The organism is Streptomyces sp. NPDC004629 (assembly GCF_042873595.1).
In the GTDB taxonomy this organism is placed as follows: domain Bacteria; phylum Actinomycetota; class Actinomycetes; order Streptomycetales; family Streptomycetaceae; genus Streptomyces.
The window spans coordinates 15,478-38,549 of the sequence record NZ_JBIALO010000050.1 but is presented as its reverse complement, the minus strand read 5'-3'; the positions used below and the strand labels follow the sequence as shown (position 1 = coordinate 38,549).

At 72.6% G+C, this 23,072-nt stretch carries 18 protein-coding genes; 5 read left to right on the top strand and 13 right to left on the bottom strand.

Going from position 1 to position 23,072, the window contains the following annotated elements:
* Positions 1-391: 391 nt before the first annotated feature.
* Positions 392-1,399: a stage II sporulation protein M gene (locus ACFYTE_RS40030; RefSeq protein ID WP_388721819.1), complete on the bottom strand. Its 1,008-nt coding sequence runs from the start codon at positions 1,397-1,399 to the stop codon at positions 392-394.
* A 142-nt stretch (positions 1,400-1,541) separates the two neighbouring features.
* Between ACFYTE_RS40030 and ACFYTE_RS40025 the strand changes: the two genes are divergently transcribed.
* The gene (locus ACFYTE_RS40025; RefSeq protein WP_388721817.1) at positions 1,542-2,579 is read left to right on the top strand and encodes an RDD family protein; all 1,038 of its coding nucleotides are present in this window, start codon (positions 1,542-1,544) and stop codon (positions 2,577-2,579) included.
* Between the two features lie 14 nt (positions 2,580-2,593).
* Here ACFYTE_RS40025 and ACFYTE_RS40020 read toward each other — a convergent pair whose 3' ends face one another.
* From ACFYTE_RS40020 to ACFYTE_RS39980, 9 genes are all read right to left on the bottom strand, one after another.
* Positions 2,594-3,208: a hypothetical protein gene (locus ACFYTE_RS40020; protein WP_388721815.1), complete on the bottom strand. Its 615-nt coding sequence runs from the start codon at positions 3,206-3,208 to the stop codon at positions 2,594-2,596.
* A 194-nt stretch (positions 3,209-3,402) separates the two neighbouring features.
* Complete coding sequence (gene ahcY / locus ACFYTE_RS40015; protein WP_388721813.1) at positions 3,403-4,860, bottom strand: adenosylhomocysteinase; 1,458 nt, start codon at positions 4,858-4,860, stop codon at positions 3,403-3,405.
* A 289-nt stretch (positions 4,861-5,149) separates the two neighbouring features.
* Positions 5,150-6,130: a cation diffusion facilitator family transporter gene (locus tag ACFYTE_RS40010; RefSeq protein ID WP_388721811.1), complete on the bottom strand. Its 981-nt coding sequence runs from the start codon at positions 6,128-6,130 to the stop codon at positions 5,150-5,152.
* 157 nt (positions 6,131-6,287) lie between these two features.
* A complete protein-coding gene (gene manA / locus ACFYTE_RS40005) occupies positions 6,288-7,439 on the bottom strand; it encodes a mannose-6-phosphate isomerase, class I (RefSeq protein WP_388721809.1) in 1,152 nt (383 codons plus the stop codon).
* A 91-nt stretch (positions 7,440-7,530) separates the two neighbouring features.
* The gene (locus ACFYTE_RS40000; protein WP_388721807.1) at positions 7,531-8,658 is read right to left on the bottom strand and encodes an SIS domain-containing protein; all 1,128 of its coding nucleotides are present in this window, start codon (positions 8,656-8,658) and stop codon (positions 7,531-7,533) included.
* Between the two features lie 114 nt (positions 8,659-8,772).
* Positions 8,773-8,943, bottom strand: coding sequence for a Trm112 family protein (locus ACFYTE_RS39995; protein ID WP_007382472.1), 171 nt, complete (start codon positions 8,941-8,943; stop codon positions 8,773-8,775).
* A 221-nt stretch (positions 8,944-9,164) separates the two neighbouring features.
* Complete coding sequence (locus ACFYTE_RS39990; protein ID WP_388721804.1) at positions 9,165-10,529, bottom strand: phosphomannomutase/phosphoglucomutase; 1,365 nt, start codon at positions 10,527-10,529, stop codon at positions 9,165-9,167.
* Between the two features lie 101 nt (positions 10,530-10,630).
* Complete coding sequence (locus tag ACFYTE_RS39985; protein WP_388721802.1) at positions 10,631-12,247, bottom strand: L-lactate permease; 1,617 nt, start codon at positions 12,245-12,247, stop codon at positions 10,631-10,633.
* Between the two features lie 134 nt (positions 12,248-12,381).
* Positions 12,382-12,804 (bottom strand): DUF3499 domain-containing protein, encoded by a 423-nt coding sequence (locus ACFYTE_RS39980; RefSeq protein WP_388721800.1) that lies wholly within the window; start codon positions 12,802-12,804, stop codon positions 12,382-12,384.
* A gap of 295 nt (positions 12,805-13,099) precedes the next feature.
* Here ACFYTE_RS39980 and ACFYTE_RS39975 point away from each other — a divergent pair, with 295 nt between their 5' ends.
* Entirely contained in the window at positions 13,100-13,552 is a 453-nt protein-coding gene (locus ACFYTE_RS39975; RefSeq protein WP_388721827.1) for a metallopeptidase family protein, read from the top strand.
* A 32-nt stretch (positions 13,553-13,584) separates the two neighbouring features.
* Here ACFYTE_RS39975 and ACFYTE_RS39970 read toward each other — a convergent pair whose 3' ends face one another.
* The 3 genes from ACFYTE_RS39970 to ACFYTE_RS39960 form a co-directional block, all read right to left on the bottom strand.
* Positions 13,585-15,093 carry a DUF5719 family protein gene (locus tag ACFYTE_RS39970; RefSeq protein ID WP_388721798.1) on the bottom strand — a complete coding sequence of 503 codons (1,509 nt, stop codon included), beginning with the start codon at positions 15,091-15,093 and terminating at the stop codon, positions 13,585-13,587.
* Positions 15,090-18,872 (bottom strand): glycosyltransferase, encoded by a 3,783-nt coding sequence (locus ACFYTE_RS39965; protein ID WP_388721796.1) that lies wholly within the window; start codon positions 18,870-18,872, stop codon positions 15,090-15,092. Before ACFYTE_RS39965 ends, ACFYTE_RS39970 begins: the two co-directional genes overlap by 4 nt.
* Positions 18,873-19,053: 181 nt before the next feature.
* Positions 19,054-19,317: a WhiB family transcriptional regulator gene (locus tag ACFYTE_RS39960; RefSeq protein ID WP_003975777.1), complete on the bottom strand. Its 264-nt coding sequence runs from the start codon at positions 19,315-19,317 to the stop codon at positions 19,054-19,056.
* A 687-nt stretch (positions 19,318-20,004) separates the two neighbouring features.
* On the opposite strand from ACFYTE_RS39960, the gene ACFYTE_RS39955 reads away from it, so the two are divergent.
* The 3 genes from ACFYTE_RS39955 to ACFYTE_RS39945 all read left to right on the top strand — a co-directional run bounded on the left by ACFYTE_RS39955 (position 20,005) and on the right by ACFYTE_RS39945 (position 23,027).
* Complete coding sequence (locus ACFYTE_RS39955; protein ID WP_388721794.1) at positions 20,005-20,511, top strand: cysteine dioxygenase; 507 nt, start codon at positions 20,005-20,007, stop codon at positions 20,509-20,511.
* Between the two features lie 33 nt (positions 20,512-20,544).
* Positions 20,545-21,504: a 2-phospho-L-lactate transferase gene (cofD, locus tag ACFYTE_RS39950; RefSeq protein ID WP_388721792.1), complete on the top strand. Its 960-nt coding sequence runs from the start codon at positions 20,545-20,547 to the stop codon at positions 21,502-21,504.
* Between the two features lie 206 nt (positions 21,505-21,710).
* Positions 21,711-23,027 (top strand): coenzyme F420-0:L-glutamate ligase, encoded by a 1,317-nt coding sequence (locus ACFYTE_RS39945; RefSeq protein ID WP_388721825.1) that lies wholly within the window; start codon positions 21,711-21,713, stop codon positions 23,025-23,027.
* The last annotated feature ends 45 nt before the right edge of the window (positions 23,028-23,072 follow it).

Genomic DNA, 23,072 nt, shown 5'->3' with positions numbered 1-23,072 from the left:
GCTGTTGAGTTCTCAAGGAACGGACGCTTCCTTCGTACTCACCCTCTCGGGCTTTCCTCCGGGCGCTTCCCTTCGGTGTTTCCGACTCTATCAGATCTTTTCTCGACCCGATTTCCTCGGCGCTTTCCAGGTTCCCGCTCTCGCGTTTCCCTTTCCGGCGGACCCGACTTTATCAGAAGTTCTTGACCGGTCAGACCGGCCGTTCATTTCCTGATTAATCGGGAGGGGCTTCTCGGAATGTGACTCCACGAGAAGCGGATAGAATCTAACGGACGCCGCAGAGCATGTCCAGCTCTGGGCAACTGTTTGAATCTACCTCCCCACTCGACCCGTGTCAACGGGTCCCCGGGGGCGAAGAGGAGACTAGCAGGTCACCGGCGGTGTCCGCACATCAAGCGGCCATCGGAGCGGTCGCGCTGCGTTCAAAGGTCTCCAGGTCGCCCATGTCACCGGCCCTGGCCGCGCGGCCGCCCAGTACGAAGACGTAGGCGAGGAAGGCCAGCTCAGCGGCGATTCCGATGCCGATGCGGGCCCAGGTGGGCAGGCCGGACGGGGTGATGAAGCCTTCGACGGCGCCGGAGACGAAGAGGACGAGGGCCAGCCCGATCGCCATGCCGATCGCGGCCCGGCCCTCCTCCGCGAGGGCCGTACGGCGGGTGCGGGGACCTGGGTCGATGACGGTCCAGCCGAGGCGCAGGCCCGTTCCGGCGGCGACGAAGACGGCGGTCAGTTCCAGCAGGCCGTGCGGGAGGACCAGACCGAGGAAGGTGTCGAGCCGGCCGGCCGACGACATCAGGCCGAAGCCGGCGCCCAGGTTGAGCATGTTCTGGAAGAGGACCCAGAGGACCGGAAGGCCCAGGAAGACGCCCAGGACCAGACAGAGCGCGGCGGCCTGGGCGTTGTTCGTCCACACCTGGGCCGCGAACGAGGTGGCGGGGTGGCTGGAGTAGTACGTCTCGTATTCGCCGCCCGGGCGGGTCAGCTCACGCAGTTGGTTGGGGGCGGCGATCGACGACTGCACCTCCGGGTGCGTACCGATCCACCAGCCCAGGAGGACCGCGACCGCAGTGGACAGCAGTGCGGTCGGTACCCACCAACGGCGCGACCGGTACACCGCGGCCGGAAAGCCCTGGCCGAGGAAGCGGGTCACGTCGCGCCAGGAGGCGCGGCGCGTGCCTGCGACGGCGCTACGCGCGCGTGCCACCAGCTGGCTGAGCCGACCGGTCAGCTGGGGGTCGGGGGCGCTGGACTGGATCAGCGAGAGGTGGGTGGCGGTGCGCTGGTACAGGGCGACGAGTTCGTCCGCTTCGGCACCGTTGAGACGGCGCCGCCGTCGCAGCAGGGCGTCGAGGCGGTCCCACTCGGCTCGGTGGGCGGAGACGAAGACGTCCAGGTCCATCGGTTGTGCCTGCTCCTCGGCCGGTCGTCGGCTGGTGGTCGACCGCTCATTGCTGCTGTCAGCTTGTCCTACTGACGCACGGTGCGCCTTCAGCTTGGCAGACTTGCGGTTCTCGGGGCAGACCAGGGGAAGGACGACGGGTGTGAGTGAGCTGGTGACAGGTGAGGCGGTGGCCCTCGAACTACGCCCCGCCAAGCTGCCGAGCAGGGCACTGGCAGTGTTGCTCGACCTGACCGTGGCCATGCTCGTCTACATCGCTGTGGCCACGGTGCTGGTGGCGTCGACGGCGTCCCTGGACGACGCGGCGCAGGTGGCGCTGTCGATCGCGTCGTTCCTGCTGGTACTGGTGGGTGGGCCGATCGCGGTGGAGACGCTCAGCCATGGGCGCTCGCTGGGGAAGATGGCGTGCGGGCTGCGGGTGGTGCGGGACGACGGCGGGCCGATCCGGTTCCGGCATGCGCTGATGCGCGGGGCGCTCGGTGTCGTGGAGATCCTGCTGACGTTCGGGGTGGTGGCGTGTATCGCCTCACTGGTGTCGGCGCGGGGGCGGCGGCTCGGAGATGTCTTCGCGGGCACGCTGGTCGTGCGGGAGCGGGTGCCGGTCGGGCAGGCCCGTTTCGTGCCGCCTCCGCCGCCGTGGCTGGCGGGGCGTTTCTCGGCGCTCGACCTGTCTGCGGTCCCGGACGGCCTGTGGCTCGCCGTCCGTCAGTACCTGACGCGGATGCAGCAACTCGACCCTCAGGTGTCCTGGGCGATGGCGGAGCGGCTGGCGGCCGACCTGGCTGCGCGCACGGGAGCCCCGGCGCCACACGGTGTTCCGCCGGCCGCGTATCTGGCGGCGGTGGTGCAGGAGCGTCAGGCACGTGAGGCCCGGAAGGCTTTCGGCGGCGGACCGGCCGTCGCAGGGGCGTCCGCCGGTGGGGCGGCCTTCGGCGGTGGGCCCGCTGCCGGTGGGGCACCGTCCGGTTTTCCTGCGGCGGGCGGGGCGCCGGGCGGCCATGTCGCTCCGGTGCCGCAGCCTCCCGCGCCGGGTGCATATGCCCAGCCGTCGTCTTCGCCGTCAGTGGGGTACCCCGGCCAGGACGGTACGCGGGCTCCGGCGCCCGTCACGCCGCCCGTGCCGCCGGCTGCCGGCGGCACGGGCGACCGTCCGGCCACCGGGTTCGTGCCGCCTGCGTAGGCGGGTGACTCGGGTCAGCCGAAGGCCGACGGGGGCGAGTCGAGGTCTTCCAGTTCGACGCCGGGTGCGGCCAGCACCACGTCGCCGGCGATGTGAACGGTGTGCCGTTCGCCCGTGTCCAGGGCTGTGACCTGGTATTCGTCCACGGTCAGGGGGCCGTTGTCAGTGGCGTGTGCTTCGCTGTTCACCAAGGCCCAGGACTGGTCCACGGTGCGTGGGGCGAGGACCGGGTCCGTGAAGGCCACGAGGCGTAGGCGGGTCGCGGAGGTGGAAGGGGTGAGGCGCAGGAGCCGGGCTGTGGCGATGAGGAAGGCGGGGGAGGTGCCGGTGAAGGCGTGGGCGCGCACATTGCCTTCGGTGGCATGGGAGCCGGTGGGGTCGGTGCGGACCCAGGTGACGCCGTCGACGGCGGCGCCGCGCACCTGCCAGTCGGCCGCGTGGAGTTCGAGGCGGATGGGGCGGCCGAGGTCGTCGATGGCGAGGTCGACGGAGCCGCTGGGTTCACCCGACGGGGTGGTCAGCCGGGAGACGTAGCGCCAGCCGGACGGGCCGGGGGCGCACTGGAAGTGTTCTTGTGCGAAGGGGGTGCGATCGTGCGGATCGAGGAGCGAATAACGGCCGCGGGGCATGGGGGTCCTGGGGCTTGACGGGCTGGTGGTCCGGTCGGCTCGACGGACCGTCCCGGCCGGTGTGACGGCCGGTCGGACCAAAGGGGCAGGCCCCCGGCACGGGGGTGCGGGGGCCTGCCTCGGAGGGGCCGGCGCCGGAGGTGTGCGTGCGTGGCGGGACGCACACTCCCCGGAGATTCGCCTGGGGGCGGTGCTCAGTAGCGGTAGTGGTCCGACTTGTACGGGCCCTCGACCTTCACGCCGATGTACGCGGCCTGCTCGGGGCGCAGCGTGGTCAGCTTCACGCCGAGCGCGTCCAGGTGGAGGCGGGCGACCCGCTCGTCGAGGTGCTTGGGCAGCGTGTAGACGCCGGTCGGGTACTCGTCGGGCTTGGTGAACAGCTCGATCTGGGCCAGGGTCTGGTCCGCGAAGGAGTTGGACATCACGAACGACGGGTGGCCGGTGGCGTTGCCCAGGTTCAGCAGGCGGCCCTCGGACAGCACGATGATCTTCTTGCCGTCCGGGAAGGTCCAGGTGTGCACCTGGGGCTTGACCTCGTCCTTGACGATGCCGGGGATCTTGGCGAGGCCGGCCATGTCGATCTCGTTGTCGAAGTGGCCGATGTTGCCGACGATCGCCTGGTGCTTCATCTTGGCCATGTCCGAGGCCATGATGATGTCCTTGTTGCCGGTCGTGGTGATGAAGGTGTCGGCCTTGTCGATGACCTCGTCGAGGGTCGTGACCTGGTAGCCGTCCATCGCCGCCTGGAGCGCGCAGATCGGGTCGATCTCGGTGACGATGACGCGGGCGCCCTGTCCGCGCAGGGACTCCGCGCAGCCCTTGCCCACGTCGCCGTAGCCGCAGACGACCGCGGTCTTGCCGCCGATCAGGACGTCGGTGGCGCGGTTGATGCCGTCGATCAGGGAGTGGCGGCAGCCGTACTTGTTGTCGAACTTCGACTTGGTGACGGCGTCGTTGACGTTGATCGCCGGGAAGAGGAGGACGCCGTCGCGCTGCATCTCGTACAGGCGGTGGACGCCGGTGGTGGTCTCCTCGGTGACGCCGCGGATCTCGGAGGCCAGCTGGGTCCACTTCTGGGGGTTCTCGCCGAGGGTGCGGTGGAGCAGCTGGAGGATGACGCGGTGTTCGTCGGACTCGGCGGTCTCCAGGCCGGGGACCTTGCCGTCCTTCTCGTACTCGACGCCCTTGTGGACGAGGAGGGTGGCGTCACCGCCGTCGTCCAGGATCATGTTGGGGCCGCCGGTGGCGCTGTCCGGCCAGGTCAGCGCCTGCTCGGTGCACCACCAGTACTCCTGAAGCGTCTCGCCCTTCCAGGCGAAGACCGGGATGCCCTGGGGGTTGTCGGGGGTGCCGTTCGGGCCGACGGCGATGGCGGCGGCCGCGTGGTCCTGGGTGGAGAAGATGTTGCAGGAGGCCCAGCGGACGCGGGCGCCGAGGGCGACCAGGGTCTCGATGAGAACGGCGGTCTGCACGGTCATGTGCAGGGAGCCGGTGACGCGGGCGCCGGCGAGGGGCTGCGCCTCGGCGTACTCCTTGCGGATCGCCATGAGGCCCGGCATCTCGTGCTCGGCGAGGGTGATCTCCTTGCGGCCGAACTCGGCCAGGGAGAGGTCGGCGACCTTGAAGTCCTGTCGGCTGTCGACAGTCGTCATTGCGAGCTGCTCCTCGGGGGTTGGGGCGAGGTGGGTACGGCTGGTCTGCGCGGCGGCGGACACAGGGGTGCCCAAAAAGGGCACAGGCATGGCCCACGTACGCGCAGCGCAGTCCGTCGGAGGCCCTCTCTCCCTCGGTCGGCCCGCACCGGGACCGCCCGACCGCCATCAGCAGCGACGTCTGGCTCCGTCCCAAGCTACACCGGAGGACCGTGCCGTCCCCAGTCGGTGTGCGAACACTTCAGGCCGTTCCCGGGGTGCCAGGGGCGGCCGGGGCCCGTGGGCGGGGTCAGTGCCCGGCCGCGTGCGGGGTGGGGCCGCCGGGGGCGGCTTCCGGGTCGGGGCCGCGGGTGGCCTCGGCCTCGCTGTAGATGTCCGGTTCCAGGTAGATGACGCGTGCGATCGGGACGGCGGCGCGGATGCGGGCCTCGGCGGCGTCGATGGCATCGGCGACCTCGGTGGCCGTGTCGTCGTGCTGGACCGCGATCTTGGCGGCGACCAGCAGTTCCTCGGGGCCGAGGTGGAGCGTGCGCATGTGGATGACGCCGGTGACGGTGTCGCCGTCGGTGATCGCGGCCTCGATCTTCTTGACCTCCTCGACGCCGGCGGCCTCGCCGAGGAGCAGCGACTTGGTCTCGGCGGCGAGGACGAGGGCGATGAGGACGAGCAGGACACCGATGCACAGCGTGCCGATGGCGTCCCAGATGCCGTCGCCGGTGATCAGGGCGAGACCGACGCCGCCGAGGGCGAGGACGAGGCCGATCAGGGCGCCGAAGTCCTCCAGGAGGACCACCGGCAGCTCGGGGGCCTTGGCCCGGCGGATGAACTGCGACCAGGAGAGTTTGCCGCGCTGCTCGTTGGACTCCTTGATGGCCGTGCGGAAGGAGAAGCCCTCGGCGATGATCGCGAAGACGAGGACGCCCACCGGCCAGTACCAGTGCTCCAGCTCATGCGGGTGGCGGATCTTCTCGTAGCCCTCGTAGATGGCGAACATGCCGCCGATCGAGAAGAGGACGATCGAGACGAGGAAGGCGTAGATGTAGCGTTCGCGGCCGTAGCCGAAGGGGTGCTGCGGGGTCGCCTCGCGCTGGGCCTTCTTGCCGCCGAGGAGGAGCAGGAACTGGTTGCCGGAGTCGGCGAGGGAGTGCACGCCCTCGGCGAGCATCGACGACGAGCCGCTGAACGCGAACGCCACGAACTTCGATACCGCGATCGCGAGGTTGGCGCCGAGTGCCGCCACGATCGCCTTGGTGCCGCCTGACGCGCTCATGTGTCCGCGTTGTCCCTTCGCCTACGTACGTCTACGCCGTCCAGGCCGGTGCCGGTCGTCTTTGCCCGCCCTTTGCCGGTGAGCCATTCTTGCAGCCCGGTCGGGTGGTGGTGCGGCAGGTGTCCACAACCTCGGTCGGATCGTCGGACAAGTCTGGTCAGAGTCGTACGGTGGCCCGGAAGAGGGTGCCGGTTCCGGACGCCTCCGCCTTCTCGGCCGCCGGTACGAACACGGACTGGCCGGGGGTCAGCTCGTGCTCGCCCGCCCGTACGGAGCCGGCCGTGCACAGCAGGATCTGCGGGGTCGGCAGGGTGAGGTCGTGACTGGTGCCGCCGGCCGGCAGGACGTACCGGGAGAGCCGGAACTCGTCGATCGGCGTCTCGTAGACCTCCTCGCCGTCCGGGGAGGCCTCCGGGCGGAGCACGCCCGGGTCGCCAGGCTCGAAGCGGACGATGCGCAGCAGCTCGGGGACGTCGACGTGTTTGGGGGTGAGGCCGCAGCGCAGCACGTTGTCGGAGTTGGCCATGATCTCGACGCCGAGTCCGTTCAGATAGGCGTGCGGAATGCCGGCGCCGAGGAACAGGGCCTCGCCGGGCTGGAGGCGGACGTGGTTGAGGAGCATGGCCGCGATGACGCCGGGGTCGCCCGGGTAGTGGTGGGCGATGCCCGCGTAGGGGGCGTGGTCGCCGCCGAGCCGGGCGCAGGCGGTGGCGGCCTGGGCGACGGTGTGGGCCATCTCGTCGCGGTCGGCGGTGAGGATCGCGGTGAGGACCTCGCGCAGCGCCGCGTCCTCGGGGCGGGCGTGCAGCAGGTCGACGTACGGCTTGAGGGAGTCGACGCCGAGGGCGTCGAGCAGGTCGGCGGCGCGCAGCGGGTCGCGGAAGCCGCACAGGCCGTCGAACTCGGTGAGCGCGCAGATCAGTTCGGGCTTGTGGTTGGCGTCGCGGTAGTTGCGGTGCGGGGCGTCCACCGGGATGCCGCGCCGCTCTTCGTCCGCGTAGCCCTGCCGGGCCTGTTCCAGGTCGGGGTGGACCTGGAGGGAGAGCGGGGCGCCGGCCGCGAGGATCTTCAGCAGGAACGGCAGGTGCGGGCCGAACTTGGCGACCGCCTCCGGTCCCAGTTCCCGCTTCGGGTCAGCGTCGATGATGTCGACGAGCGTGCCGCGCGTGGTGCGCGAGGGCGCGCCGGGGTGGGCGCCCATCCACATCTCCGCCTGCGGTTCGCCGGTCGGCTCGACGCCGAGGAGCTTCGGGATGGCGGTGGCCGAACCCCAGGCGTAGGGCCGGATGGTGTTGTCGAGGCGGTCCATGGGTTCTCTCTGCCGGTTGTTTGCTGCGTGGTGTCGCGGTGTACGTCTCGGGTTCGCCCCGCGTACGGTCGGTCGGACGTCGGCTACCAGATCAGGCGCCCGAAGCGAGCGCCAGGTAAACGGCGGCGAAATCCGTCATGGCGATCAGCTCGGCAAGGGTCTCCAGTTCGTCGCCGGGTTCCGGTTCCAGTTCGCTGACGGAGGTGTCGTGGCTGAGGGCCAGGTCACGGGCGGCCGGGGCGGCGGTGAGGCCGCCGATGGGGCGGTCGCGGAGCAGCACCACGCGCGCGTGCAGCGCGGCCGGTTCCTCGACCCGGTCGCGGAAGAAGTCGTCCGGATCGGCGCTGGCGGCGAGCGGGCCTGCGAGCAGGGCGCTGTGGGCGGCGAGCGCCTCGGGGAGTTCGGCGACCAGGGCGGGCCGGCCGGCCAGTTCGGCGAGGGCGGCGGCGAAACGCCGGCCCGCGGGACCGGCCGCCGCGCCCTCCGTCCAGATCACCGGGAGCGCGTCGGCGAGTTCGGCGGCGAGCGTTTTGGCCGGGTTGCTGTACGTCACGATGGCCGGGCCGCACCGCTCGGCGATGTGGTCGAGGCGGTCGGCGGCCTTCTCCAGGGCCTCGGGCGGGGCGGTGACCAGGCCGATGCGGTCGAGGAGGGCGAGCAGCGGGGTGAGCAGCGCCCACAGGACGCCCGGGGAGGACGCGGCGAGCGGTTCCTCCTGGTCGTAGGGGGCCGTCGCCATCGGTACGAACAGGCCGTGCGCGCCGGTGACCGCCTCGCCGAGCGGGGTGCGGGCGGGGGCCACGGCGACGACCGAGCAGCCGCGGCGGTAGGCCTGGTCGGCGAGGAGCGAGAGGCTGGGTTCGGTGCCGTCCGGGGTGGCGATCAGCAGCAGGTCGACGGAGCCGGCCCAGCCCGGCAGTTCCCAGCGCAGGGCGCCGGCGGCGGGGGCGACGCCGGAGGGCGCGAGCCGGATGACGGGGCTGCCGGGGCCGGCGAGCGAGCCGAGGAGGTCGGCGGCGTGGGTGGCGGCGGCACCGGGGCCGGCGATCAGGACCGACCGGGGCCGGCCGTCCGGCTTGAGGTCGCCGAGGCCGGCCTCGACGGCCTGACGGGCGGCGGTGCGCACGCGGGCGCCGGCTTCCGCGGCGCCCCGCAGGAGACCTCGGCGGTCGGCCTCGGCGAGGCCCTCCGGGGTGTCGAGCAGCGATTCGTCGAGCATGGGGTGACAGCCTCCGATGCGCCGGGGTCCTGGGTGCGGGCTCGTCTGTGCGGTGGGGCGCCTTGGGGCGGCCGTGCTCCCGGGCCGGCCGACGGTCCCGGGCGGGGTTCGTCGTCAGGCGGGGCGGCGGGCCTCGTCGACGAGGAGGACCGGGATGCCGTCGCGGACGGGGTACGCGAGGCCGCAGTCCTGACCGGTGCAGATCAGCTCGGTGTCCTGCTCCTTGAGGGGAGCGTGGCAGGCCGGGCAGGCGAGGATCTCCAGGAGGCCGGCTTCGAGCGGCATGGGGTGTCCCTTCGGGCGGATGCGGGCGTGCACTGATGTGCCTGGTCAGGGTACCGCCGTGCGGGCGGCCCGCGGGGGCGGGGCGAGCGCTGCCCTTGGGCCCGGCGCAGCGGGCGACAGGGGAGCCCGGCCGCGCCCGGGCGCCCGGCCGCGCGGTGGCGAGATGCGGGGCGGGGCGGCCGTGGAGGTGCGGGCCGCCCCGGGTGCCGCAGGGTTCGGTGTCAGCCTCGGATGATGGCCAGTGCCTCGTCCCGCACCTTGGCCATGGTCGCCTCGTCGCGGGCCTCCGCGTTCAGCCGCAGCAGGGGTTCCGTGTTGGAGGGGCGGACGTTGAACCACCAGTCGGCGGCGGCCACGGTGAGTCCGTCGAGGTCGTCCAGGGTGACGTCCTCGCGCGTCGCGTAGGCGGCGCGGATGGCGGCGAGGCGGGCCTTCTGGTCCGCGACCGTGGAGTTGATCTCGCCGGAGGCGGCATAGCGGTCGTACTGGGCGACGAGGGCGGACAGCGGGCCGTCCTGTCCGCCGAGGGCCGCGAGGACGTGCAGGGCCGCGAGCATGCCCGTGTCGGCGTTCCAGAAGTCCTTGAAGTAGTAGTGGGCGGAGTGCTCGCCGCCGAAGATCGCGCCGGTGCGCGCCATCTCGGCCTTGATGAACGAGTGGCCGACCCGGGTGCGCTGCGGGGTGCCGCCCTGCTCCTTGACGACCTCGGGGACCGACCAGGACGTGATCAGGTTGTGGATGATCGTGCCCTGCCCGCCGTTGCGGGCGAGTTCGCGGGCGGCCACCAGGGCGGTGATCGCCGACGGCGACACGGGGTCGCCGTGCTCGTCGACGACGAAGCACCGGTCGGCGTCGCCGTCGAACGCGATGCCGAGGTCGGCGCCCTCCTCGCGCACCCGCTTCTGCAGGTCCACGAGGTTGGCGGGGTCGAGCGGGTTCGCCTCGTGGTTCGGGAAGGTGCCGTCCAGCTCGAAGTACATCGGGACCAGGGTCAGGGGCAGGCCGGCGAAGACCGTGGGGACCGTGTGCCCGCCCATGCCGTTGCCCGCGTCGACCACGACCTTCAGGGGGCGGATGGAGGTCAGGTCGACGAGTGAGCGCAGGTGCGCCGCGTAGTCCTTCAACGTGTCGCGTCCGGTGATGGTTCCCGGCCGTGCGGCGGGCTGCGGGGCGCCCGACTCCAGCCAGCCCTCCGCCAGTTCGCGGATCTGGGCCAGGCCGGTGTCCTGGCCGACCGGCGCGGCACCCGCGCGGCACATCTTGATGCCGTTGTACTGCGCGGGGTTGTGCGAGGCCGTGAACATGGCGCCCGCGAGCCCGAGGGCGCCCGAGGCGTAGTACAGCTGGTCGGTCGAGCACAGACCGATCTCGGTGACGTCGACGCCGCGGGCCACCGCACCCCGCGCGAAGGCGCGGGCCAGAGCGGGCGACGACGGTCGCATGTCGTGGCCGGTCACGATCGCCTGGGCGCCGGTCACCTGGACGAACGCCGCCCCGAAGAGTTCGGCCAGCGTTTCGTCCCACTGGTCCGGTACCACTCCGCGTACGTCGTACGCCTTTACGATCTGCGACAGATCAGCAGACACGGCCAACCCTCCTGAAGTCCTATGGGTCAGCACAAACTACCCGCCCGGACCTGCGGCGCGCTGCCCGGCTCCGGGTGGCCGCTTTGAGCGTGCCGCCGAGGTCAGGGCAGCATCCAGTCCAGGACCGGTGTGCTCTGGCCGACGACGATCAGGCACATCACCAGGAGCAGCCCGGCGCTCCAGGGCAGCACCCGGCGCAGCAGGTCGCCCTCGCGGCCGGCCAGGCCGACGGCGGCGCAGGCGATGGTGAGGTTCTGCGGTGAGATCATCTTGCCGAGGACGCCGCCGGAGCTGTTGGCGGCGGCGAGCAGTTCGGGCGACAGGCCGGACTCACGGGCGGCGCTCACCTGGAGGGCGCCGAAGAGGGCGTTGGCGGAGGTGTCCGATCCGGAGACGGCCACTCCGAACCAGCCCAGGACCGGCGAGAGGAAGGCGAGTCCGGCGCCGGCCGCGGCCACGAACTGGCCGATCGTCGCCGCCTGCCCGGAGAGGTTCATGACGTAGGCGAGGGCCAGCACGGACGTCACGGTGAGGATCGCGAACCTCAACTCGCGTACGGTTGCGGCCCATTCGCGCACCGCCACGCGCGCGTGCACCCCGAGTACGGCGGCGGTGCACACCCCGGCGAGCAGTACGAGCGTGCCGCCCGTGGAGACGACGGGCCAGCTGAAGACGTTCCCGCCGACGGGGGTGCCGTCGGGGGCGGCGACGTCGAGGAGGGGCCAGTCGTACGTCTGCGTCGCACGGGCGAGCAGGTCCTTGACGGCCGGGATCTGGGCGACGGAGAAGATCACCACGATGAACGCGTAGGGGGCGTAGGCGCGCAGCACCTCGGGGCGTGGGTCGCTCTCGTCCAGGTCGTCGCTGCGGGCACCGGTCAGCACGGACGCGCGTACGGCCTCGGTGGCGGGCACGCGCGCGTGGGGTACGGCGACCAGGGCGCCGGCGCCGGCCAGGGAGGCGGCGATGTCGGCGAGTTGCGCGGAGAGGTAGTTGGCGGCGGCGAACTGGGCGACGGCGAAGGCGACTCCGCACCCCAGGGCGGGCACCCAGGTCTCGCGCAGACCGCGCCGTCCGTCGACGAGTCCGACCAGGACGAGCGGCACCACCAGGGCGAGCAGCGGGGTCTGCCGGCCGACGACGGAGGCGACGGAGTCCAGCGGCAGCCCGGTGACCTGGGCGAGCGTCACGACCGGGGTGCCCATGGCGCCGAAGGCGACGGGCGCGGTGTTGGCGACCAGGGAGACCACGGCGGCGCGCACCGGGTCGAAGCCGAGGGCGACCAGCATCACCGAGCAGATGGCGACGGGTGCGCCGAATCCGGCCAGGGCCTCCAGGAGGGCGCCGAAGCAGAACGCGACCACCAGGGCCTGGATGCGCGGATCGTCGGAGAGCCGTCCGAAGGAGCGGCGCAGGATGTCGAAGTGCCGGGTGCGGACGGTCATCCGGTAGACCCACAGGGCGTTGACGACGATCCACAGGATCGGGAAGAGGCCGAACGCGGCCCCTTGGACGGCGCTGGAGAGCGTCTGCTCCAGCGGCATGCGGTAGGCGAGCCAGGCGACGAGAACGGCCGCCAGGAGGCCGATGAGGCCCGCCAGGTGCGCCTTCATACGGACGCCGCCGAGCAGGACCAGGACGATGAGGAGCGGCAGGGCCGCGACAAGGGCGGACAGGGTGAGCGATGCGGCGACGGGCTCCAGTTGCTGGACGTACACGGGGGACCTCCCCGGCTTCCGTCAGTTTCCGCCATGCGGAAAGTGAATTCTCGTTCTGGCTGACGGAATGGTCGTGTCCGCGACAACCGCGCGTCAATGGGTGTGCACGGATCCGCGGCAGGTTCCCCGGGGGATCAGTTGTCCGGTGAGCGCAGCACCCGCAGATGGCCGCGGCGGGCGACCTCCATCGGGTCCGCCACGCGCCCCCCGCCGCCCGCCTCGGCCGCCCGCTCCTGGGGGCGTGCCGCCTCCCGCACGGCGTTGGCGAGCGCCTCCAGGTCGTCGCCGCTGGGGCGGGCCGGGGCCGAGCCGTCGAGGAGCCGGACGACCTCCCAGCCGCGCGGCGCGGTCAGCCGCTCGGAGTGCTCGGCGCACAGGTCGTAGCAGTGGGGTTCGGCGTAGGTGGCGAGCGGGCCGAGGACCGCGGTCGAGTCGGCGTAGACGTACGTCAGCGTCGCGACGGCGGGTCGGCCGCAGGCGGTGCGCGAACAGCGACGTACAGGGCTCACGATGTTGGACGGTACCGCACTCTTGAGCGGGCCGCGACGACTCTCCACCAGGTCACTCCACCGTGTCGTGCTGTGAAACGCCCCACACACCTTCCCGGTCGGGCCCTGCTGACCTGGGCGAACCGCGTCGCGGGCGGTACCCGGCGCACCGGCATCCGGTCATGAGTCGGTACAAACACCGTCAATTGGCTTGAGCTCGGCGGTCCTGGAGGGATACGGAAACGTGCTCAACCTTGGCTGGAATGGTCATCACGCGACATGCGGTACAGGCCGCCCGGCCTGCGGTCCGGTTGCCGCGTGGGGACCGGCGGGCGGACCGCGCGAGGACTACGCTTCACCAGTGATGGACAACCGTGTACCGCCCCGTGCCGCCGGCCCCGGGCCCCGTCGTCGTGACCGCCACGGGCGTGGCATGCGCGGGCCCATCGCCCCGCCGCAGGTGCCGCTCGCGGCCAGTCGCGCCGAGGCGTTCGCGGACCTGGTGCAGGACTCCGTGGAACGGCTCGAACGGCGGTGGCCGCAGCTCGCCGACATCGATTTCCTGGTGCTGGAGGTGCCCCGGCTGGAGGGGCGGCCCGGGGACGTCTGGAGCGACGACGCCGTGCCGCTCGGCGGGACCCTGCCCGCGCGCGACGGGCACCCGGCGCGCGTGGTGGTGTACCGGCGCCCCGTGGAGATCCGCACGAAGGGGCGGGACGAGCGGGCGGCGCTGGTGCACGAGGTCGTCGTGGAGCAGGTCGCCGAGCTGCTGGGGCTCACTCCGGAGACCGTCGACCCCCGGTACGGGGAGGACTGAGCCCGTCCCCGCACCGCCCGCCCTGGTCACGCCTACTTCTGCAGCACCGACAGGTCCTGGTCCGCCTCCGGCACCGCGACCGTCCCCCGGTCGTCCGGGAGCGTCTGGACCGTGAAGCCGGCGACGCCGGACTCCGTGGCGGTCAGGGTGCGGGAGGCGTACACCGGACCGCCGGAGACGGATTCCACGGTCAGGGCGTATGTGCCCTTCAGTCCGGCCGGGGCCGGGATGTCGAGGTCCTGGGTCGTGCCCGCCTTGATCGGATAGGTCTTCGTCACCGCGCTGCCGCCCTCGCTGCCCGCCGAGGACGTCACCTTGACCCGGGCGGCGGTGGTGGGGGCGGTGACGGACAGGGTCGTGTCCTTGGCGCCGTTGCCGACGGCCGTCGCGCGCGGGCCGACGGGCGCGGTGGCGGGGATGAAGGCCGTCTCCTGCTTGTCGCCCTTGCCGCGTATCACGCGCAGGGCGGCGACCACCGGCACCGACCGGTCGGTCGCCGACAGGACCAGGGAGCCCGCCTCGCCACGGGTGACCTCGCCCAGGTCGACGGCCGTGGTCATGCCCGACTTCACATGCAGCGTCTCGTTCCCTGCGGGGGTGATCAGACCGGCCGGGGAGGCCAGGCGGATCTTCAGGTCCGCGTCGGAGTCCGCGGGGGTGAAGGCGATCAGGCGGACGGAGGTGGCGTCCTTCGGGATGCCGGGCAGCACCAGCGTGCCGGCCGGGTCGGCGGACGCGGCCAGCCAGTCGCCGCCGTTCTTGGCGTCCAGGGCCTGGACGGCCGCGCCGACCCGCCCGCTGCGCACGTTGACGTGCAGGGTCAGATCGGCCTGCTGCTGGTCGGCCAGCGTGGACAGCAGGACGGACTTGCTGGAGTGCGGCGGGACCGTGATGCCCTCCCCCACCGTGGACTTGACCGCACCGTCCTTGCCGTACAGCTCCAGGTCGACGACGGCCGCGCCGTCGTCGGGGTTGGTGAGGTGCACGTAGTCGGTGCGGTCGGCGTCCGTGCCGACGCCCGGGAACCAGAACTCGGTGTCCGGCGCGGTGCAGGTGACGCCCTGGAGACCGCGGCCGGAGCCGGCGGCGACCGCGGTGGTCTCCTGGACGGTCCAGCCGGGCGCGAACTTCCCCTCGGCGGTGCCGACGAGCGCGGTGCCGTCGGCACCGGAGGTGTCGCCGGTGGCCGGGGTGCCCGGCTTCTTAGGGGTGAGCACCGGCTTGGCGGTCTTCTTCTTGGTGTTGCCGCCCTTCTTGGCGTCGCCCGTGCCGTCCGCCGACTCCTCGGTCGCCGCCTGGAGTTGGGCCTTTCCGTCGCTCGCCGTGCCCTTGGTGACCGGGGTGAAGGACGTGTACGACGTCTCGGCGATGTCGGAGAGGCTGGGTGCGGGACACAGCAGGCTCGTGCGCTCCACGGGCAGTTCGACGGCCGCTTCGGCGGTGGTCGTGCCGGCCGCGTCCGGGGTCTCCAGCGCGGCGAGTCCGGTGACGGCGGCGAGCGCGGCCGTGCCGGCGATCAGGGACAGGGTCGTGCGCTTCACTGCTGGCTCCCGTCGGGGCGCTCGCTGCCGGTGCCGTGGGGGTGCGGCTGCTGGGGCGGGTGGGGCTGGGCCGCCGGGTCGTATCCGGGGTGGTACCCGGGGTCGTAGCCCTGCTGGTACGTCGGGTCGTACGCGCCCTGCTGGGGCTGGCCGCCGTACCCGTACGGGTCGTACTGGCCGCTCTGGTACGGGTCGGCCTGGTAGGCCTGCTGGTCGTAACCGCCCTGGTACGGGTCGGCGCCCTGGTACTGGCCGCCGTAGTACTCGGCGCCCGCGTAGGCCGCCGGGTCGCCTTCCCAGGCGCGCGTGTCCTCGGCCGGGGGCGTCCCCGTGTCGTAGGACTGCTGGTGCGGTACGGCCGCGGGGGCCTGGGGTACGGGCGGCGGTGTGCCGTCCGGGTCGGTCCCGTCCGGTGCGCCGGATGCCTCGGCCTCCGCCTGGGCACGCAGTCGGCGGGCGCGGCGGCCCTCGCCGGTGGCGGGCGCGGCGCCGGCGGCCTCCTCCTCGGGCAGGTCGTCGTCGACGTCGCGGCGGCGGCCGGGCAGGGCGAGCACGACCAGGACGACGGCGAGCGCGCCCTGGGCCCACAGCCAGGCGGTGTGGCCGAACGGGTCGTCGTAGGTGACGTCCAGCGTGCCGCTGGTGGCGGGGAGTTCGAAGCCCTGGGCCCAGCCGTCGACCGTGGTGCGGGTGAGCGGCTTTCCGTCCAGGGTGGCGCTCCAGCCGTCGGCGGCGGTGTCGGCCAGCCGCAGGACGCGGCCGTCGGAGCCGGACGGGATCGTGGTGTGGATCTCCACGGGCCCGGCGGCCACGGACTGCGGGCTGCCCGCGCCGTCGGCGGACACGATGGCGGCGCGCGAGACCGGCCGGTCGACGCGCCACAGCGCGCTGCCGTGCTGCTGGCTGAGCCTGCTCAGGCCGGGCGTGGCGTCGAGCACGCGGCCGACCTCGCGGGGCGCGCCCTTGTGGACCAGGACGTAGCGGACGGCGAAGCCGCCGAGCTGGTCCACCTGGTCGGCGCCGGAGCCGGCGACGAGGTTGGCGACGACCTTGTCGAGGGCCGCGTTCTCCCCGTCGGCGACGGCGAGTTCGGCGTCGCCCATGCGGACGCCGGAGCCACGGACGAGGGTGTAGCGCACGTGCGCCCCGGAGTCGCTGTCGAGGACCAGGGTGCGGGCCTGGTCACGGGTGCCGCTCTCCTCGGCGACGAACGCGGGCACCTGCACCGGGTCGCGTCGCTGCACCGGCCCGTCGGCGCCGCGGATCATCCAGCCGGCGGCGACCAGCAGCGGTCCGGCCGCGGCGGCGAAGGCGATCAGCGCGGCGACCGGCTGGCGCCAGCCGAAGCTCTGCTCGGCCACGCGTGCGCGTGCCCCGTCGGCGCCGAGCGCGGCGGCGGCCAGGAGCGCGATGCCGTAGACGAGGGTGGCGGGACCGGCCCAGGCGGAGCCGTTGGACAGGGCCGCGAAGACGAGCGCGACCAGGGCCGCCACCCAGGCGGTGCGGATGCCCAGTTGGCGCTCGGAGCGCAGCAGCGCGGCCAGCGCGGCGAGGACCAGCCCGATGAGCATCAGTCCGTGCACCGTGCCGGGGCCGCCCGGACTGGCGCCGAGCAGGTCGAGCGCGGAGGCGGCCGAGGAGCCGTATTCCAGTCCGGCCTCCTGGAAGAAGCCGGACGGGAGCAGCGTCAGCGACCAGGGCGCGAGGATCAGCAGCGGGGTGCCCAACTGGGCGAGGAAGCGCAGGCCGTAGGCGACGAGGTCGGCGCGGCGCAGGGCCAGCACGCCGATGCCGAGGATCAGGGCGATGGGCCACACGATCGGCGTGAAGGCGGTGGCGACGGTCAGCAGCAGTGCGTACGCCCAGGTGGCGCGCCAGCTGCCGCGCGCGCCCGGCCCGTACGCCAGGCCGCTCGCGGCGATGCCCGCGCGGGCGATCAGCGGCAGCAGCACGGCCAGCACCGCGGTGCCGATCCGGCCGCCCGCGAGGGCGCCGGTGGCGGCGGGCAGGAACGCATAGGCGACGGCCGCCCAGGCGCGCAGGAGGCGGGAGGTGACGAGCGGCCGGGAGGCGAAGTACGCGGTGAAGCCGGCCAGCGGCACCGAGCAGACGAGCAGGACGGTGACCGCGAGGCCCGTCGAGCCGAAGAGTATGGAGGCGAGCAGCGCCACGATCGCGAGGTAGGGCGGCGCGGACGGGGTGCCGCCGGCGCCGACCGGGTGCCAGGCGTCCACATAGCGCGACCACAGCTCGCCGGAGTCGGCCGGTGCGGGCAGCAGGGCGCCACCGGACAGGGCGCCGCCGCCGAGCAGGGAGCGGCAGGCGGCCAGCGAGACGAGCAGCAGGACCAGGAAGAGCACCGGGCCGGGCTTGCGGGCGATGCGCTTGATGCGGGCGAACTGCTCGATCTCCAGGAAGTCCGCGTCGTCACCGCCGGGACCGGACTCCACCGCGCTGCCGTGCCGTCCGGCCGAGGAGACCTCGGGGTCGGAGGCGCCGAAGAGGTTGCCCGCGACCTGCTCCACGGTGGCCCGCACGGTCGCGCCGGGCGGCGGGAACAGCGGGCGCAGTTCGGCCTTGTCGATCTGGGGACGGCCGCGGCTTCGCCGGCCCGCGGCGATCCGCTCGGGCCGCAGCAGCACGCCCAGCAGACCGCGGACCTCGTCGACGGCCTGCCCGGGGACCTTGCCGACGAGATAGGCGACGGTCCGCAGGAAGGTGCCGAGCAGGAGGCGCAGCAGGATCCAGGGCAGCACCGCCGTACGGGCGTTGACCAGGAGGGTGTAGACGGCGCCCGCCTTGTCGACCTTGTGCGGTGAGGCGGCGGTGCGGCCGCCGCAGTCGACGGTGCGGCGCTCGCGGGAGGCCGCCTCGGCGTGCCGCACGACGGCCTCGGGGGCGATGAGGACGCGGTGGCCTGCGGCATGGGCGCGCCAGCACAGGTCGACGTCGTCGCGCATGAGGGGCAGCCGGCGGTCGAAGCCGCCCAGTTCCTCGAAGACGTCGCGCCGGATCAGCATGCCGGCACTGGAGACCGACAGGACGCGCTGCACGTGGTCGTGCTGTCCCTGGTCCTGTTCGCGGCGGTCAAGGCCGGTCCAGCGGCGGCCGGAGTTGGCGATGCTGACGCCGACCTCCAGGAGCTGCCGGCGGTCGTACCAGCCGCGGAGCTTGGGGCCGACGACGGCGACGTCGTCGCGGCCCAGCTCCATCTCGTTGTCGACGACGCGCAGCAGCTGGGCGAGGGCGTCGGGCTCGGGGGCGCAGTCGTCATGCAGCAGCCACAGCCACTGGACCGGTTCCCCGTGCGGCAGTTCCGGCAGGTCGTAGGCGTCGTCGCGCCAGGTGCGCGTGGCGGGGTCCCAGCCGCTGGGGCGCTTCAGGTACGGCAGGTCGTCCGGGGTGAGCAACGGTGCGGTGCGGTGGGCCTCCTCGACGGCCTGGCCGAAGCCGGTGCGGCGGGCGAGGTGCAGGACGCGGTCGGCGCCGAGCGCGTCGGTGACGAGCTGGGCGGAGTCGTCCGCGCTGCCCGTGTCGGCCGCCACCGCGTACTGGACGGGCCGCTCCTGGCCGAACAGCCCGGCGAGCGCGTCGGGCAGCCAGCGGGCGCCGTCATGGGAGACGAGCACCGCGGTCACCACGTGACGCGGAAACTCAGGAGGGCGGGCGGGGTCGAACGCCGCCGAGCGGTCTGGGTCGAACGCTGCCGGGCCGGCAGGGTCGAACGCTGCTGCGGCAGCGGCGTCTTGACGGGCTGCCGTATGGCTGTGCACGGACATCGAGGTACGGGCCCCGGTTCGGTGGACTGTGGTGGACGCCTGTGCCCCGAGGGGACACGGGGCGTCTCGGACGAGCGACCACACTATCGGCTGGGCATGCCGAAGGCCCGCCGCCTGTGGATAACCCACCTGCTACGGGCCGTTCGTGACCTCTGTACGTGAAGGTTCCGTGCTGTTCGAATCAGACGGCCGCCTTCTTCAGACGGCGGCGTTCACGCTCGGACAGGCCGCCCCAGATGCCGAAGCGCTCGTCGTTGGCGAGGGCGTATTCCAGGCACTCGGAGCGGACCTCGCAGGCGAGACAGACCTTCTTGGCCTCTCTGGTCGAGCCGCCCTTCTCCGGGAAGAAGGACTCGGGGTCGGTCTGGGCGCACAGCGCGCGCTCCTGCCAGCCGAGTTCCTCGTCCGCGTCGTCGACCAGCAGTTGCTGCACCAGCTCGGTCATGTGCGCCCCTCGTCTGTCTTTCACGTCCCCGTGTGGTGGCCGTTGCCGATTTCGGCTGAACGACACGAGTGAAATTACAAGTGTGCTGCTCCGGGCGAGTCAAGCCGAGATCTGCTATTGGGCCCGTTATTCACTCTGCGGAACCAAGGCCATGCGGAAAGTGTTCAAATCGCCATAAACCTTGACACGCCGAGGGGGGCCCGGGAGGGCCGCCGACCTCGCACAGACATCCGTACGGAGAAGGACGCCCAGGAGTTCGATCGCGTTCCGACGAGACCCGTGCTCCCGGATGTGCGCCATGTCTCCCGGACACCGGGTGAGCAAACCTTTCCCCCCGCAGATGAACCGGAAGAGGTGAAGCATGCGCCACATTTCGGACGTCGAGTTGACAGTGCGAGTGTGAACCGATGTTCTTGTGGGCATGCTCGCGCATTCGGCACTCATCCCGACCCGCTCCGCCGGGTCGCACGGGGCTGCCCGCGCTCGCTGTAGCTGTTGTCTGCGTTGTCTGCATTCTCTGCGTTGTCTGCGTTCCGGCTGTTGAGCCACCCGCGCTCCGGCCGCCCCCACGCCTCCGTTTCGTAGGCCCCTCTCCCTTTCGTATTCGTACCGCTCGTACCGCTCTTCCTTCGCTTCGCCGTTCCAGAAGCCGCCCCTCACTTCCTGCCGAGGACCCACAGCACCCCCATGAACAGCGAGAACGACCTCCAGATCGCCGGCGACCTCCTCGAAGTCCCGCACCTGCTCCAGCCACCGCGCGAGCACCCGACCACCGTCGCCGAGTTCGCCGGCCTCGCCCGCGCCGTCGCGGCCGACCGCGCCCGGTGGGAGCACCTCGTCCGGTACGACGCGACGACCCGCTGGTACCACCGGCTGCACACCGGCCCCGGCTACGAGGTGTGGCTGCTGTCGTGGGTGCCGGGTCAGGGCAGCGGGCGGCACGACCACGGCCGCTCCTCCGGAGTGCTCACGGTCCTGGAGGGCACGCTGACCGAGCGGACGCGGCGGGGCACCCGCGTACTGGCGCCGGGCGTGCAACGGGTGTTCGCCCCGGGCTATGTGCACGAGGTGCTCAACGACGCGCTGGAGCCCGCGGTCAGCCTGCACGTCTACCACCCGGGCCTCACGGAGATGCCCATGCACACCGCCCCGCACTGCGAGGCGCGTGTCGAGCCGCGTCCGGTGACTGCCTGACGCGTTGTCGTACCCGGCTGACACACTGTTTCCATGCGCATTGTGGTTCTGGCAGGCGGCATCGGCGGTGCCCGGTTCCTGCGCGGCCTGAGGCAGGCCGTGCCGGACGCGGACGTCACGGTCATCGGCAACACCGGCGACGACATCCACCTCTTCGGGCTGAAGGTCTGCCCGGACCTCGACACGGTGATGTACACGCTCGGCGGCGGCATCAACGAGGAACAGGGCTGGGGTCGGACCGACGAGACCTTCCACCTCAAGGAGGAACTCGCGGCGTACGGGGTCGGCCCCGAGTGGTTCGGGCTCGGCGACCGGGACTTCGCCACGCACATAGTGCGGACGCAGATGCTGGGCGCCGGCTATCCGCTGAGCGCGGTGACCGAGGCGCTGTGCGACCGCTGGAAGCCGGGCGTACGGCTGATCCCGATGACCGACGACCGCGTCGAGACGCATGTGGCGGTCGACATCGACGGCGAGCGCAGGGCCGTCCACTTCCAGGAGTACTGGGTGCGGCTGCGCGCCTCCGTTCCCGCCGAGGCCGTCGTGCCGGTCGGCGCCGAGCAGTCCAAGCCGGCGCCGGGTGTCCTGGAGGCGATCGCCGAGGCGGACGTGATCCTCTTCCCGCCGTCCAACCCCGTCGTCTCCGTCGGCACCATCCTGGCCGTGCCCGGCATCCGGGAGGCGATCGCCGACGCCGGGGTGCCGGTGGTGGGCCTGTCCCCCATCGTCGGGAACGCGCCCGTGCGCGGGATGGCCGACAAGGTGCTCGCGGCGGTGGGCGTCGAGTCCACGGCCGCGGCGGTCGCCGAGCACTACGGATCCGGGCTGCTCGACGGCTGGCTGGTCGACACGGTCGACGCGGACGCGGTCGCGCGGGTGGAGACCGCCGGCATCCGCTGCCGGGCCGTGCCGCTGATGATGACCGACCTGGACGCGGCCGCGCAGATGGCACGTGAGGCGCTGACACTCGCGGAGGAGGTGCGGGGAGCGTGAGCGACGAGACGATCCCGCGGCGGGCCGGAACCGGCGGCACCACCGACACCGGGGCCACTGCGGGGGCGCTCGCCGCGGCCGGGGCCGGGGACACCACTGACGCCACCCCGGTCGACGCCGGCGCGGCTGACAGGCGTCCGGCCGACGCGGCCGATGGGAGTGCAGCCGGCGCGGCTGACGGGAGTGCGGGCGGCGCGGACCGTGGGGTGGCCGGCGCGGACCGTGGGGTGGCCGGTTTTCGGGTCTGGGCGCTTGACGGGATTCCCGAGGTGCAGCGCGGTGACGACATCGGCAAGCTGATCGCCGCCGCCGAGCCGGGGCTGCGCGACGGTGACGTACTGCTCGTCACCTCCAAGATCGTGTCCAAGGCGGAGGGGCGCGTCGTCGAGGCGGCCGACCGGGAGGCGGCGATCGACGCGGAGACGGTACGGGTCGTGGCCCGGCGCGGCCCGCTGCGGATCGTCGAGAACCGGCAGGGCCTGGTCATGGCCGCCGCCGGGGTCGACGCCTCCAACACCCCGGCGGGGACCGTGCTGTTGCTGCCCGAGGACCCGGACGCGTCCGCGCGGGCGATCCGCGACGGGCTGCGCGACGCCCTCGGAGTGGACGTCGGCGTGGTGGTCACCGACACATTCGGACGGCCCTGGCGCGCGGGGCTCACGGACGTGGCGATCGGCGCCGCGGGCGTGCGGGTCCTGGACGATCTGCGCGGCGGCACGGACGCGTACGGCAACCCGCTCAGCGCCACCGTCGTCGCCACGGCGGACGAACTGGCGGCAGCGGGCGACCTGGTGAAGGGCAAGGCGGACGGACGGCCCGTCGCCGTGCTGCGCGGGCTGCCCCACCTGATGGCCGGGGAGCACGGGACGGGCGCGCGGGCCCTGGTGCGCGACGCGCGCGATGACATGTTCCGGCTCGGCACCTCCGAGGCGGTACGGGAGGCGGTGACCCTGCGGCGTACCGTGCGGGCCTTCACCGACGAGCCCGTCGATCCCGGGGCGGTACGGCGGGCGGTGGCCGCCGCGGTGACCGCGCCGGCCCCGCACCACACGACGCCGTGGCGGTTCGTGCTGCTGGAGTCGGCCGATGCGCGGACCCGGCTGCTCGACGCCATGCGGGACGCCTGGATCGCGGACCTGCGGCGCGACGGCAAGAGCGAGGAGTCGATCGCGAAGCGGGTGCGCCGCGGGGAGGTGCTGCGGGGGGCGCCCCATCTCGTCGTGCCGTGCCTCGTCATGGACGGCTCGCACACCTACGGGGACGCCCGGCGCGATGCTGCCGAGCGGGAGATGTTCGTGGTCGCCATGGGCGCGGGCGTGCAGAACTTCCTCGTCGCGCTGGCCGGGGAGCGGCTGGGTTCGGCGTGGGTGTCGTCGACGATGTTCTGCCGGGACGTGGTGCGCGAGGTCCTCGGGCTGCCCGGCACCTGGGATCCGATGGGCGCGGTGGCGGTCGGGCATCCGGCGGAGCCGCCCCGGCCGCGGCCCGAGCGCGAGGCGTCGGCGTTCCTGGAAGTACGCTGACGGTGCCGTATGAGCGCCTGGTCTCGTACGTCTCGTAGCACTACT